Annotated in this window: 12 protein-coding genes; 2 read left to right on the top strand and 10 right to left on the bottom strand. The window is 62.6% G+C overall.

Annotated features, from left to right (window positions below):
• The first annotated feature begins 23 nt into the window (after positions 1 to 23).
• Positions 24 to 1,184, top strand: a complete 1,161-nt coding sequence (locus V6607_RS17200; protein WP_134326692.1) for a PQQ-dependent sugar dehydrogenase — start codon at positions 24 to 26, stop codon at positions 1,182 to 1,184.
• Between the two features lie 126 nt (positions 1,185 to 1,310).
• On the opposite strand, the gene V6607_RS17195 is transcribed toward V6607_RS17200, so the two are convergent.
• Both V6607_RS17195 and V6607_RS17190 read right to left on the bottom strand, forming a co-directional pair.
• Positions 1,311 to 1,790 (bottom strand): nuclear transport factor 2 family protein, encoded by a 480-nt coding sequence (locus V6607_RS17195; RefSeq protein ID WP_134326691.1) that lies wholly within the window; start codon positions 1,788 to 1,790, stop codon positions 1,311 to 1,313.
• Positions 1,791 to 1,822: 32 nt separating this feature from the next.
• The gene (locus V6607_RS17190; RefSeq protein ID WP_134326690.1) at positions 1,823 to 2,374 is read right to left on the bottom strand and encodes a TetR/AcrR family transcriptional regulator; all 552 of its coding nucleotides are present in this window, start codon (positions 2,372 to 2,374) and stop codon (positions 1,823 to 1,825) included.
• 125 nt (positions 2,375 to 2,499) lie between these two features.
• On the opposite strand from V6607_RS17190, the gene pssA reads away from it, so the two are divergent.
• Positions 2,500 to 3,843, top strand: a complete 1,344-nt coding sequence (pssA, locus tag V6607_RS17185; protein ID WP_102604991.1) for a CDP-diacylglycerol--serine O-phosphatidyltransferase — start codon at positions 2,500 to 2,502, stop codon at positions 3,841 to 3,843.
• Between the two features lie 18 nt (positions 3,844 to 3,861).
• Here pssA and V6607_RS17180 read toward each other — a convergent pair whose 3' ends face one another.
• The 8 genes from V6607_RS17180 to V6607_RS17145 form a co-directional block, all read right to left on the bottom strand.
• Positions 3,862 to 4,305, bottom strand: a complete 444-nt coding sequence (locus V6607_RS17180) for a hypothetical protein (protein WP_008436193.1) — start codon at positions 4,303 to 4,305, stop codon at positions 3,862 to 3,864.
• Between the two features lie 107 nt (positions 4,306 to 4,412).
• On the bottom strand, positions 4,413 to 5,633 hold the full coding sequence (locus tag V6607_RS17175) for an MFS transporter (protein ID WP_003218442.1): 1,221 nt from the start codon (positions 5,631 to 5,633) through the stop codon (positions 4,413 to 4,415).
• A 3-nt stretch (positions 5,634 to 5,636) separates the two neighbouring features.
• A complete protein-coding gene (locus V6607_RS17170) occupies positions 5,637 to 6,416 on the bottom strand; it encodes an ABC transporter ATP-binding protein (protein WP_003218440.1) in 780 nt (259 codons plus the stop codon).
• A gap of 26 nt (positions 6,417 to 6,442) precedes the next feature.
• On the bottom strand, positions 6,443 to 7,501 hold the full coding sequence (locus V6607_RS17165; RefSeq protein WP_158213530.1) for an iron ABC transporter permease: 1,059 nt from the start codon (positions 7,499 to 7,501) through the stop codon (positions 6,443 to 6,445).
• Positions 7,502 to 7,506: 5 nt separating this feature from the next.
• Positions 7,507 to 8,622 (bottom strand): ABC transporter substrate-binding protein, encoded by a 1,116-nt coding sequence (locus V6607_RS17160; RefSeq protein WP_134326689.1) that lies wholly within the window; start codon positions 8,620 to 8,622, stop codon positions 7,507 to 7,509.
• Positions 8,619 to 9,470: a PepSY-associated TM helix domain-containing protein gene (locus V6607_RS17155; protein ID WP_003218433.1), complete on the bottom strand. Its 852-nt coding sequence runs from the start codon at positions 9,468 to 9,470 to the stop codon at positions 8,619 to 8,621. Before V6607_RS17155 ends, V6607_RS17160 begins: the two co-directional genes overlap by 4 nt.
• 5 nt (positions 9,471 to 9,475) lie before the next feature.
• Positions 9,476 to 11,704 carry a TonB-dependent siderophore receptor gene (locus V6607_RS17150; RefSeq protein WP_003218431.1) on the bottom strand — a complete coding sequence of 743 codons (2,229 nt, stop codon included), beginning with the start codon at positions 11,702 to 11,704 and terminating at the stop codon, positions 9,476 to 9,478.
• A gap of 133 nt (positions 11,705 to 11,837) precedes the next feature.
• Positions 11,838 to 12,740 carry an AraC family transcriptional regulator gene (locus V6607_RS17145; RefSeq protein ID WP_003218429.1) on the bottom strand — a complete coding sequence of 301 codons (903 nt, stop codon included), beginning with the start codon at positions 12,738 to 12,740 and terminating at the stop codon, positions 11,838 to 11,840.
• Positions 12,741 to 12,873: the final 133 nt, after the last annotated feature.

Here is a 12,873-nt window from a genome sequence, read left to right as displayed (position 1 = left end):
AAGACGACAAGGAAACCCACCGTATGCTGTTACGCAAAACCCTTCTAGCGACCTTCTGCGCCGCTGCCTTGCTGCCCCTGGCGCTGCCTGTCTCGGCGGCCGCCACCCAACAGTTTCCCAGCGAGCAAGGGAGTATCACCGTCACCCCGATTGCCAAGGGCCTCGATCACCCGTGGGCGGTGGCGTTCCTGCCGGACAAGCAAGGCTTCCTGGTCACCGAACGTCCCGGCAACCTGCGGTTTGTCAGCCCGGACGGCAAACTGTCCGCGCCCCTGAGTGGCGTGCCGAAGGTGTTTGCCAAAGGGCAGGGCGGCCTGCTGGACGTGGTGCTGTCGCCGGACTTCAAGGAGGACCGCCTGGTGTACCTGTCCTACGCCGAGGGCGGCGGCACGAATGGCACCGCAGGCACCGCAGTCGGGCGTGGGCGCTTGAGCGATGACCTGAGCGGCCTGCAAGACTTCAAGGTGATCCTGCGTCAGGAGCCCAAGCTGTCCACGGGCAACCACTTCGGCTCGCGGCTGGTGTTTGACCGCGATGGGTACCTGTTCGTGACCCTTGGGGAAAACAACGACCGGCCCACCGCCCAGGACCTCGACAAGCTGCAAGGCAAGGTGGTGCGGATCTTCCCGGATGGTCGTATACCGGAAGACAACCCCTTTGTCGGCCAGGAAGGCGTGAGGCCGGAAATCTGGTCCTACGGCCAGCGTAACCCCCAGGGTGCGGCACTGAACCCGTGGAGCGGCACACTCTGGGAAAACGAACATGGCCCGCGTGGCGGGGATGAGATCAATATCATTGAACGAGGGAAAAACTACGGCTGGCCGCTGGCGACCCATGGCATCAACTATTCCCTGACGCCGATTCCCGAGGCCAAGGGCAAGACGGTCGAAGGCACCGTTGCACCGCACCACGTCTGGGAAAAATCCCCGGGTGTGAGCGGCATGGCGTTCTACGACGCCGACCGGTCCAAGGCCTGGCAGCACAACGTGTTTATCGGGGCATTGGTCAGCCAGGAGTTGATTCGCTTGCAGTTCGATGGGGACAAGGTCATCCACGAAGAGCGACTGCTGGGCGGCCTGAAAGCGCGGATCCGCGATGTGCGCCAGGGCCCGGATGGTTACCTGTATGTGCTCACGGATGAAGATAACGGCGTGTTGTATCGGGTGGGTTTGAACCAGGACTGACGGATACGGCAAATACCAATGTGGGAGCGGGCTTGCTCGCGAAAGCGGTGGGTCAGTCGCTGGAGATGTTGGCTGAGCCATTGCCTTCGCGAGCAAGCCCGCTCCCACAGTTGTGTAGCGTCGAGCCTACAACCCAAGCTCCGACAACCCCGGATGCTCATCCGGACGCCGCCCCAGCGGCCAGTGGAACTTGCGCTCGCTTTCCTTGATCGGCATGTCGTTGATGCAGGCAAACCGGTTCGCCATCAAGCCGTTCTCGTCAAACTCCCAGTTCTCGTTGCCGTAGGAGCGGAACCAGTTGCCGGAGTCGTCATGCCATTCATAGGCATAGCGCACCGCAATGCGGTTGCCGGTAAATGTCCACAACTCCTTGATCAACCGATAATCCAGCTCTCTGGCCCATTTGCGGGTCAGGAAGGCCTTGGCCTCTTCGCGGTTGTGGGCGAACTCGGCGCGGTTGCGCCATTGGGTATCCAGGGTATAGGCCAGGGACACCCGTTGCGGGTCCCGGGAGTTCCAGCCGTCTTCGGCCAGGCGAACTTTTTCAATCGCCGATTCACGGGTGAATGGCGGCAACGGCGGGCGTATTTCTGCGTTGGATGACATGGGACGGCTCCTTAACAGGTTTAAAAGTCAGGTCAAAGTTGCAATAGGGTTCGCGCCATGGATTGCGCATTATCGGCAGCGGTGGTGTCGCCCATCACCAGGGCAACGGTAATGGCGCCATCAATCAGGATCAGCAGGTGCGCGGCCTGGCGTTCCGGGTCGGGGGTGCCATGTGCTTGACACAGTTCGAGGGCGTACTCGAACAGTTTCTGTTTATGGGCCTTGGCCAGTTGGCGCACCGGGTTGTGCGGGTCGCCGGTCTCGCCGCTGGTGTTGATGAAGGCGCAGCCGCGAAAGTCGTCGGAGCCGAACCAGGTTTTCAACGCGCTGAACACACCCAGCAGGCGCTCGCCTGTGGTGGAGTGGTGTTCAACTTCGTTGCGCAGCCACTGCATCCAGCGCTCGTCGCGGCGTTGCAGGGCGGCAATCACCAGTTCGTCCTTGTTGGCGAAGTAGCGGTAGACGCTCTTTCTGGAGACGCCGGCGGTTTTCACCAGAAGATCCATGCCGGTGGCAGCGATGCCATTTCGGTAGATCAACTTTTCGGTAACGTCGAGGATAATGTCGCGAGTGATATCGTTCATGGAGATTACAGTAGAACGATCGTTCTCCTTGGTCAATTAATTATTTTTAACCCTGGGCGGGAAGACCTGAGCCAGCCCATGGTGTAAGCTCTGGAGTCCTTCGGATTCGACCCATTGCGAGCCCTATGCCGTCGTTATTCAAACGCTCCCTGTTGCCCAAGCTGCGCGGTTTTCCCCTCACGCCCGACGCGATCGAGGTGCTGTCCGGCGCCGCCGAGTACCGCCGTTGCCTGCTGGAGAAAATTTCCCAGGCCACCCAGCGCATCTACATCGTAGCGTTGTACCTGCAGCAGGATGAGGCGGGGCAAGAGATCTACGACGCGTTGCACGCTGCCAAGGCCGCCCGGCCCGGGCTGGATATCGTGGTGGTGGTCGACTCGCTACGGGCCCAGCGCGGTTTGATCGGCGCCGGCAAGCAGCCGGGCAACAGCGCCTGGTACCAGGCAATGACCCAGTCCCACAGCACCGAAGTGCCGGTGTATGGGGTGCCGGTGCAAACCCGCGAACTGTTCGGCGTGCTGCACCTCAAGGGCTTCGTGATCGATGACAGCGTGCTGTACAGCGGCGCCAGCCTGAATAACGTGTACCTGCACAAGTTCGACAAGTACCGCTATGACCGTTATCACCTGATCCACAACAAGGCGCTGGCCGACTCGATGCAGCACCTGGTGGAGCACGGCCTGGTGGCCGCCAAGGCGGTGCATCGCCTGGACCTGCCCAACCCGCCGACCACCCGCAGCCTGCGCAACGACATCGGCGACCTGCGCAGCCGCCTGAAACACGCGGTGTATGACACCTCGGCGGGGCAGTTGCCCAACGGCAACCTGACGGTCAGTCCGTTGTTGGGTGTGTGCAAGAACAACCCCCTGAGCCGGGTGATCTGCGAGCTGATTGCCAGCGCCCAGCATCAGCTGACCATCTGCACGCCGTACTTCAACCTGCCGCTGCCAGTGACCCGGGAAATCAACCGCGCCCTGGCGCGCGGGGTGAAGATTGACATCATTGTTGGCGACAAGACTGCCAACGACTTCTACATCCCGCCGAGCGAGCCGTTCAAGGTCATCGCCGCGCTGCCGTATCTCTACGAAATCAGCCTGCGTCGCTTCGCCAAGCGCCACCAGCGCATGATCGACAGCGGCCAGCTGAACCTGCACCTGTGGCGCGACGGCGACAACACCTACCACCTCAAGGGCATGTGGGTCGACCAGCGCTACACCTTGCTGACCGGCAACAACATCAACCCACGAGCGTTTCGCCTCGACCTGGAAAACGCCTTGCTGATCGATGATCCCAAGGGTGAGTGGGTAGGGCCACGGCGCACCGAGCTTGCCGAGATTTTCCAGCACACCTCGCGTATTGAACGCTACCAGCAGCTGGAAACCCTGGTGGAGTACCCGGCGGCCGTCGGCAAGTTCTTGCGCCGGGTCAGCCGGGTGCGGATCGAGCGTTTGCTGTATCGGATTTTGTAGGGCCCGTGACCTTGCAGGTTAATCCGGAATCGACCTGACAAGAATGTTGTCCAAGTCGTAGCGATGGGGTTCGCTGCCTGCACTTCTTGACCAGAGTCTGATTGAGATTGGGTGAGTGCCTCCGTCCTCTTTCACGTACGGAAGAGGGACAGTCAGGCGCGTCCAGCCGGGAGACGGTGGATGTGGCCCGTATGCTTGCTCCAAGCCTCCCGCCAACACGATGATGTCCGTTTCCGATAGGGTCCGGTATTCAAAGATCACTGTGTATTCAGTGCCCTTTATGAATGAGTAGGACTTGGAGATACCCATCTCATGAACCGCATCGGATGCATTGGTGAGGTAGAACTCGTGATCGTTCCCAGGCGTCCGTGGCTCAAGCTTTGCGGTGTCTGGGCGGTCCGGGTGCCAGCCATTCCAATTTCTGTCAGTAAATGTCGTCAAGTCATTCAGGTCGTCGCTCATGGTGCTTGTCTCCAGAAAAGGTAGGTGGCCTCAGCTAATGCTGTGGCCACGCGCTTTATCAGAGGCTTTTCAGGGATGGACGTCTACTGTCAGAAATAACAGGTAGCTCAACCTGGGGTGTTACCTGGTTGCCGTGCCGCCGGCCAGCACGCGATCAATAGCAGCAGCGCCGCCGCCACCAAGTAGGGCAGGCGAGGTTCGATCGCGTAGATCAAGGTCCCGGCCAACGGCCCGACCACCACGCCCAGGCCTTGGGCCGCACCCACCGAACCTGCCGTGGCGCCTTGCTCCGACGCATCCACCGCATTCGCCGCCAGCGCCGCGAAAGACGGGAAGATCCAGCCCATGCCGGCCGCGGACACAAAAAAGCACAGCCACAGGATCCAGGCCGTATCAGCGAACATGCTGCCGGCAAATCCCAGGGCTGACACCACCGCACCGATGCGAATCATCCGCAGCGGCGGCCACTCCAGTTTGCGCACTACCAGTTGCGAACAGATCAACGCCAGCCCGACCATGGTCAGGGCGATACCGGCAGTTTGTGCCGCATCGGCCGGGTTCATCTTCAAGCGATCCAACGCGAAAAAACCCACGGTTATCTGCGCGATCGACACACACAGCATCGCGACAAACGCCACCACCAACGGTCGACGCAGGCGTGGGTCCGAGAGGTTGACCGGCTTGGGCGGCTGCTTGAGGTGCAGCTCCTGGCGCGGCAATTTGGCCAGCAGCAACAAGAATCCCAACAGCGGTAACACCGCCATCGCATAAAACGGCAGGCTCAGGCTGTGACGCGCCAACAGCGCAGCAATCGCCGGGCCCAGCACCAGGCCGCAGGCGTTGGCGGCGCCCAGGGAAGCCATGGCCTTGGCGCGGTGCTCAGGCTCAATGTTGTCGGCCACCAGCGCATAGCCGCCCACCGGTATCGCAGCGTAGAACACGCCGATCAGGCCACGACCCAGAATCAGCCCGATAAACGCCAACATGGCCGATGGCAGCAGTTGCAGGGACGCATCGATAAACACGCACAGCGCCCAGTAGGCCAGGGTGAAACCACCGGTGCCCAGCAGCAGCACACGGCGCCGGCCCAGTCGGTCACTGGCCTGGCCCCATGGACGAGCCAGAAGCATCCAGATCACCCCGGACACGGTGACCGCCGCACCTGCCTGCCAGGTGGCCAGGCCAAGCACCCGAGCGATCGGGCCAATCAGCGAGACAAATGCCATCATCGCCATGGTGCAGGCCATGTTGGCCAACAGCAGCGGCCTCAGGTTGAATGGGCGGTCAGTGTGCAAAGTCGCGAGTGCAGCGTCTTGGGAGCTGTTCATCGGTTATCCAAGGGCAGGAGAAAAGGGCAGTCGTGCATCCACCATCACCAGCGGGCGGCCATGCACCTGTTCCAGGCGGCCACTCACACCATAGACGTTTTTCAGCAACGCCTGATTGATCACCACTTGCGGTGGCCCGGCAGCGGCCAACTGACCGTTGTGCAACACCACCACCTGATCACTGAAGCCCAGGGCGAGGTTGATGTCGTGCACCACCACCAGGGTGATCAGGTTGCGTTCGCGGGTGGCCTGGGTGATGGCTTCCACCACCTGGCACTGGTGATACAGGTCCAGGGCGCTGGTGGGTTCGTCCAGCAGCAACACCCGAGGCTGGCGCACCAGGGCCTGGGCCAGGCCCACCAGTTGGCGCTGGCCACCGGAAAGTGCATCGATCGGGCGGTCGGCGAGGGCGGTCAGGTCGAGGTCGGCGAGGATTTTTTCCACGCCCTTGAGCACCGTCGGGCTCGGCCGCCCAGGCGCAAAACCCGCGCCGCGATGGCCGGCCATGGCCGCACTCAGTACCGCTTCGAAGGCGCACAGGCGCGTACGCTCCGGCAGGCTCTGAGGCAGGTACACCACTTGTTGCGCGCGCTCGACTTGCGGCAGGCGATTGAGATCGACACCCTCCAGCCAGATCTGGCCGTGCGCCTTGTGCAGTCCGGCGATGCCACGCAACAAGGTCGACTTGCCGGCAGCGTTGGGGCCGATCAGCGCGGTGATGGTGCCGGGCAGCAACGCCGGCAGATGAATGTCCTGCAGCACGCTGCGACTGCCGTAGTGCATGCTCAATGCTTGTGTGCTTAATCCGGTCACAGAGCACCTCGGCGGTTACGCATCACAATCGCCATGAAAAACGGAATTCCCACCAGTGCGGTGACAATCCCCACCGGAATCAACACGCCGGGCATCAATGCCTTGCTGGCAATCGACGCCATCGACAGGATCAAGCCACCGCTGAGCACGCTCGCTGGCAGGAACAAGCGGTGATCTTCACCCACCAACAGCCGCGCGATATGCGGAGCAATCAGCCCGATAAAACCGATAGTGCCGACAAACGAAACCGCCAGCGCCGACAGCAGGCTGATGCGCAGCAACGACAGCACCCGCAGGCGGCCGACATCAATCCCGAAACTGCGGGCGCGTTCCTCGCCCAGGGTCAGGGCAGTCAACGCCCAACTCTGACGCAGGGAAAACGGCAGGCACAGCAGCAACGCCGCAGCGAGGATCGCGAGCTTTTCCCAGGACGCCCGGGCCAGGCTGCCCAGGGTCCAGAACACCAGTTGCTGAAGGCTGTCCTGGCTCGCCACAAACTGCAGCAGTGCCACCAGCGCATTGAACGCAAACACCAGGGCAATCCCGAACAGCACCAGGCTCTCCACACCAAACCCACGCCAGCGTGCCAACAGATACAGCAATGCCACCGATGCCAGTGCGAACAGAAAGGCGTTGGCCGAAATCAGGTACTGCGCCGGCACGCCAGGAATGCCCATCCCGAGCACAATGGCCAGGGCTGCACCGAAGGCGGCGGCGGCGGAAACGCCGAGGGTGAACGGGCTGGCCAGCGGGTTATCCAGCACCGTCTGCATTTCGGCGCCGGCCAGGGCCAGTGCCGCGCCCACCAGTACCGCCATCAACGCGTAAGGCAGGCGCACATTCCATACGATCACCGCCTCCACCCGCGGCATCGAAGCCGGGTCCCACAGCACTTGCAACAGGCGCGTCAGGCTCATGCCGGAAGGCCCGGTGGTGATGTCCACCGCCAGGGAAACCACCAATGCCAACGCCAGCGCCGACAACAGCAATACCCGTCGTCCATGGCGGTGGCGATAGCGCTCACCTGCGCCATCGGCGCTCGCACAGGCTTGCACCTGCGTCACGGCACAAGGCTCGTGGTGAATACGCCGCTGGCCGGAATTGGCATAAAGCGCCGGTACAATTCGGCTCGGGTCTGTTCCGGATCCAGGTCGGCGAACAACTCAGGATGCAGCCACTTGGCCAGGGCCTGCACTGCGATCAAGTGTTCCGGCGAGTCATAGAAAATATGCCAGAGGCCATGCACGTTGCCTTCACGTACCGCCCACAGTTCATTCAGCGGCGCGCGCTGGGACACTTGCTTGAGGCTGTCGTTGGCCTGCTGCGGCGTGGCCGAATAGCCGAGGGTCACACCGCCCTGGCCGTGGCCGAATACGCCGGTGGCGACGTACACATCCGGATCGCTGGACAGAATGTATTCGACGTTCAATGTGCCGATCGGGCCGGGAATGCGCCCGTCGGCGATGTTCCGGCCACCCGCGAGCTTGATCATTTCCCCGAAGTTGCCGGTGCCCGGCGAACCACAGCAATCCTGCAGGCCGGCGAGCATGTCGATGAAGATCTTCGGCCGTTTTACCGTCCCGGCCTTGGCCAGGGTATCGGTGACCTTGGCCAGCGAGGCCTGGTAAAACGCGATGTAGTCCTCGGCTTGTTGATTACGGTCCAGAGCCTTGCCCAGCAGGCGCATGCTCGGCACCGTGTTGCTCAGCGGATGGTCGCTGAAGTCGACGAAAATCACCGCCACGCCGGCCGCTTCCAGCTGCTTGACCGCCTCGCTGTCGGGGCTCGGGCCATGGCCGCCGCTCAAGGCCATGATCGCCAGGTCCGGGTGTACCGCCAGGGCCTTTTCCACACTGAAGGTTTCGGCGGAGGTGCCGCCTACCAACGGTACGTTGTCGGCTTCGGGAAAGTGCTTCTGGAACGCGGCGTAACCCTGCACGTCCAGGCCGCGAAAATCCCCTTGCCAGCCGGCGATGCGGGTGAACGGGTTCTTGCCTTCAAGGAGCGACAGCGAGTAGATCATCCGGCCTTCACCCAGCAGGATATGCGAGACCTTGTCCGGTACGTCGACCTTGCGCCCCGCCAGGTCGGTGACGGTGTGGGCGCAGGCCAGGCCGCTCATTAACAGGCCAAGACCGAGCAGCAGGCCGCGTTGCAACAACAGAGGGTGTTTCATGAACAATTTCCTTGAACAGTTGGGCGCACGTGGCGGACGCGTTTGCGCCACCACAACAACAGCCCGGTGAGATAGAGCAGCGGCAATGCCAGGCCGCAAAGAAAGGCCAGGGCCGCGCCGGGCAACCCGAGCAACAGGTGGCCGTGGGCGGCGGAGAACAGCGGTTTGATCGCGGCGGGGTTGGCGAAGAACCAGTCGGGCCGGGCCAGCCAGGCGCCGCTGCCGGCAATCACCGCCAACGGCAGGCACAGCCAGGCGGCTGCGACGTTGTGCCATTCCCGCAGGCGGCGCAGGCCCTGGCTGCCCGGGCGCAAGCTGGCGGCTTTCCACCAGCTGCGCCGCCCCGGCCACCACAGGTACAGGCCGCTGCCCACCGAGCCCAGCAGCACCAGGCCACAGGCAAACAGGGCGACGGCGCCAATGGGCGGCGGCAACAGCAGTGCCCGGTGCAGCGCCACCAGCTTCGCCAGCCACAGGTCATCGAACACAAAAAATGCCCGTGGCTCGGCACTGTAGGGATCGATCATCGCAATGCCGATGCCGGGCCGATCCTCCAGGGCTCCGAAGACGATCGCGTTGTCCGATTCCAGGAAACCCTGGCGCGGTTTTGCGGCGCCAAAGACTTTCTGAAATTGCGGGTAGGCACCCAGTGCCGCGCTGATCCACTGCGCGTCATCCAGCAGTGCGCCGTGTTCAACCGGAGCCAGGTCCAAGGCCTGGCTGCCGACCTCCCAGCGCAGGATCGGCCCCTTGAGTTCCAGCAGCGCACCGCTCAAGCCAATCAGCGCCAGCAGCAGGCCGACGCTCAGCGCCAGCCATCGATGCACACGAAGCCACCACCCACGCATGGCAGTTACCAGCGATAGCGCAGGCTGGCGATGACACTGCGGTCATACCCGGCACTGCAGCTGGAGAGGGAGCAGCCTTCGTAATAGTGCTTGTCGGTCAGGTTGGTGGCATTCACCGCCAGGCGCAGGCCCTTGGCCGCCGGGATCAGCTTGTCGAAATCGTAGTGCACCGCCGCGTCGAGCAAGGTATAGGAGGGCACGCTCACAGTGTTGGCAGCATCGGCCTCGGTGGAACCGATATAGCGTACGCCGACGCCAAATCCGAGCCCGGTGAGCGGGCCAAAGGGCAGGGTGTAGTCAGCCCACAACGACGCCATTTTTTCCGGGGTGTCGGTGGGGCGGTTGCCTTTTTCCAGCGGGTTGTTGCTCTTGCTGACTTCGGCGTCGTTGTAGGTCAGGGTTGCCAGCAGGTCCAGGCCCTTGGCGAGGCTGGCCTTGCCTTCCAGCTCCACGCCGCGCACGTTGACCTCACCGGTCTGCACGCTGTTCAGCGGGTTGCTCGGGTCGGTGGTCTTGACGTTCTGCTGGGTCAGGTCGAACAGCGACAGGGTGATGTAGCTGTCGATCCCGGGCGGCTGGTACTTGATGCCGACTTCCGACTGCTTGGCGGTGCTCGGTTTGAAGCTGGTGCCGTAGAAATCAGTGCCGAGCACCGGGTCGAACGAGGTGGCGTAGCTGATGTACGGCGACAGGCCGTTGTCGGCCAGGTAAACGAGGCCTGCACGGTAGGTGAACTTGTTGTCGTCCTGCTTCTGCCCGGTGTCGGTCAGGCGGTTGTCGGTGCGCGCACTCGAATGATCCTGGCGACCGCCGACGGTCAGTACCCAACGGTCGTTGAACGTCATCTGCTGCTGGGCGTAGAGCCCGGTCTGGTCGGCGCGCTGCAAGGTGCTGGCGAACGGGGTGTTCGGCGCGAACACACCCCCGTGCACCGGGTTGTAGATGTCGATCGAAGATGCCGCGCCGCCGTTGAGGTAATAGTCTTCACGGGTGCGCCGGTAATCGACCCCCAGCAGCGACACCATCTGCACCTCGCCAAGGTTCCAGCGGGCCTGGGCATTGTTGTCCAGGGAGTACACGTCGCCGACGATGCGGAAGCGGTAGGCCGACCGGTTCAAGGTGCGCAGGTCCGGCGCCAGGGACATGCCGCTGGCGGTGTTGGTCAGCAGGTTGACGTGGCCATAACGTGCGCTGGAATTCAGGCTCCACACATCGTTGATCCGGTGCTCCAACAGGTAGCCCAGCGAGTATTGCGTGCGGCCGTTGTCCAGGCCGGGTTCGTCGAGAAAGACGTTGTGTTTGACCTTGCCATTCGGGTTCGGCTTGAGCGTGCCCACCGTCGGCAGGAACACCCGGGGCGCGCCGAATTCATCCTCCGAGTAATCGGCCAGTACGGTCAGGCTGGTGTCGTCGTTCGGCCGCCAGGTAAACGACGGCGCGATGAAGGTTTTGTCGTCCTTGATGTGATCGAACTGGGTGCCGCTGCTGCGCTCCAGGCCCACCAGCCGATAGAGGAATTGCCTCTGGTCATCCAGTGGCCCGCTGAAGTCGAACTGGCCCTGGGCGCGGTCGAAACTGCCGCCCTGGAGCTGCACTTCATGGAACGACTGGTCCAGTGGCCGCTTGCTGATCTGGTTGACCACACCGCCCGGTGCGTTCTGGCCGAACAACACCGAGGCCGGGCCCTTGAGCACGTCGATGCGTTCCAGGCCATAGGCTTCGGCTTTTGGCCAGGCCTGGGTGGTGGTGCCACGTAAGCCGTCGCGCAACATGCCGGTGCTGGTCACGTCGAAGCCGCGAATCGAGAGGTTGTCGAAGCGCTGGCTGGCGGCGGTAGTGTTGGCCTGCACGCCGGCCGTGTAGCGCAACGCTTCGCTCACCGATTGCACTTGCTGCGCGTCCATCTGGTCGCGGGTCACTACGGAGATCGACTGGGGGATTTCATTGAGCGCGGTGTCGGTCTTGGTCCCGCTGAGGCTACGCTTGGCCACGTAGCCGGCCTGTTGTCCGGTGGGGCTGTCGGCTTGGGTCCCGGTGACCACGCTGCTGTCGAGCACCAGGGCGTGATCGGTGTCCGCCTCGGCGGCCTGCACAAGGTTCATCTGGGTCAGCGACAGGCCCAGGGCAACGCCATGGATCAGGGTTGCCAAGGGCTTGCGACTGGTTTTCAAGTGCGGGACTGCGGTATCGATTGGCAAACCTGGGGTGTCTCGGTACAGAACGCGGGTGCCCATGCTTCACTCCATGATGAGGTGTTCAATGCGAATGCAAACGTATCTCATCCAGGCGTTGTGACGCAGGGCTATTGCTTTGGGTCGAGCGATCATTTCTTTCGTTTGCGGGGCAGGGCGGAACTTTCACAACCCGTCAGCGCAACGCCTTGGGCGAAACCCCGAAACGCTTGCGAAACGCCGTGGAGAAATGCGCCGGGCTGTAACCCACGCGGTACGCGGCGCTGGACACATTGGTCTCACCGCTGGCGAGCAGGCGATAGGCTTCGGCCAGGCGCTGTTCCTGCAAGTACACATAGACACTGGTGCCGAATACCTGACGAAAGCCCGCGGTCAATTTGCGCGGGTTGAGGCCGACTGCGCGAGACAGCTCGGCCAATGACGGCGAAGCCTGCAACGAACCGAGCAACAGGTCGCGGGCGGCATGAATGCGTTCGATGTCCGCTGAGTTGCAATGGGCGTCCTGCACCGGGCGCGACTCGGTTTGCGCGAGAATTCCCTCCACCCCCAGCGCTGTCAGCTCCAGGGCCTTGCCGCCCAGATAGAAGGAGCGGGCAGGGCCCTGCAACGGGCAGGTGAAAATCTGTTGGGCAAGGGCGAGCAACGGTTTGCTCGCGGGCTGGCAGAACATCATCGGCCCGCCGCCGCGTTTATCCAGCAGGCGCTCAGGCTCAAGGCCGACGCTGCGGATCGACGGGAAATCCAGCTGCACGGTGGTGTAGCGCACCGGCACACCACTGGCGAACAGGTGATCGCCACAATGTTCACCCTGGTTGGCCACGGCGCACAGGGTCGGCCCGCGAATCTCCACTTCCTGCTGGCCTTCGACCCGGCAATTGAGCTGGCCGCTGAGCACCAGGATGATCTTCAAACCTTGCCACAGCGGCTCTTGCATCCACATCTGGCTGTCCATCAACACAGTCCCGGCGGACAGGGTGATTTCCGGCACGACGGTGGCGGCACCCGTGTTCAAAGTGTTGGGAAAATTGAGGGTGAAATCCCTTTGGGTCGGTAGCGGCGCAGCGTGTGGGCTGAGCATGGCGGACTCCCTGTGAACCGGAAAAGAGGGGCATACGCTAGCAGGAAATTTCTTACCTGTAATTAAGAATGATTATCCTTTAGCCGAAAGCCCGGACCACGCCTCATCGCTGCAGGCCGCAGAAACTCACGCT

The sequence above is a fragment of the Pseudomonas sp. KK18 genome, from assembly GCF_037094675.1.
Lineage (GTDB): Bacteria > Pseudomonadota > Gammaproteobacteria > Pseudomonadales > Pseudomonadaceae > Aquipseudomonas.
This window is presented reverse-complemented; position numbering and strand designations above follow the sequence as displayed.

Bases quoted from the DNA above. Each gene is read 5' to 3' on its own strand.
- V6607_RS17200 (WP_134326692.1), top strand. From the start codon at position 24: ATGCTGTTACGCAAAACCCTTCTAGCGACCTTCTGCGCCGCTGCCTTG.
- V6607_RS17195 (WP_134326691.1), bottom strand. From the start codon at position 1,790: ATGTCATCCAACGCAGAAATACGCCCGCCGTTGCCGCCATTCACCCGT.
- V6607_RS17190 (WP_134326690.1), bottom strand. From the start codon at position 2,374: ATGAACGATATCACTCGCGACATTATCCTCGACGTTACCGAAAAGTTG.
- pssA (WP_102604991.1), top strand. From the start codon at position 2,500: ATGCCGTCGTTATTCAAACGCTCCCTGTTGCCCAAGCTGCGCGGTTTT.
- V6607_RS17180 (WP_008436193.1), bottom strand. From the start codon at position 4,305: ATGAGCGACGACCTGAATGACTTGACGACATTTACTGACAGAAATTGG.
- V6607_RS17175 (WP_003218442.1), bottom strand. From the start codon at position 5,633: ATGAACAGCTCCCAAGACGCTGCACTCGCGACTTTGCACACTGACCGC.
- V6607_RS17170 (WP_003218440.1), bottom strand. From the start codon at position 6,416: ATGCACTACGGCAGTCGCAGCGTGCTGCAGGACATTCATCTGCCGGCG.
- V6607_RS17160 (WP_134326689.1), bottom strand. From the start codon at position 8,622: ATGAAACACCCTCTGTTGTTGCAACGCGGCCTGCTGCTCGGTCTTGGC.
- V6607_RS17155 (WP_003218433.1), bottom strand. From the start codon at position 9,470: ATGCGTGGGTGGTGGCTTCGTGTGCATCGATGGCTGGCGCTGAGCGTC.
- V6607_RS17150 (WP_003218431.1), bottom strand. From the start codon at position 11,704: ATGGGCACCCGCGTTCTGTACCGAGACACCCCAGGTTTGCCAATCGAT.
- V6607_RS17145 (WP_003218429.1), bottom strand. From the start codon at position 12,740: ATGCTCAGCCCACACGCTGCGCCGCTACCGACCCAAAGGGATTTCACC.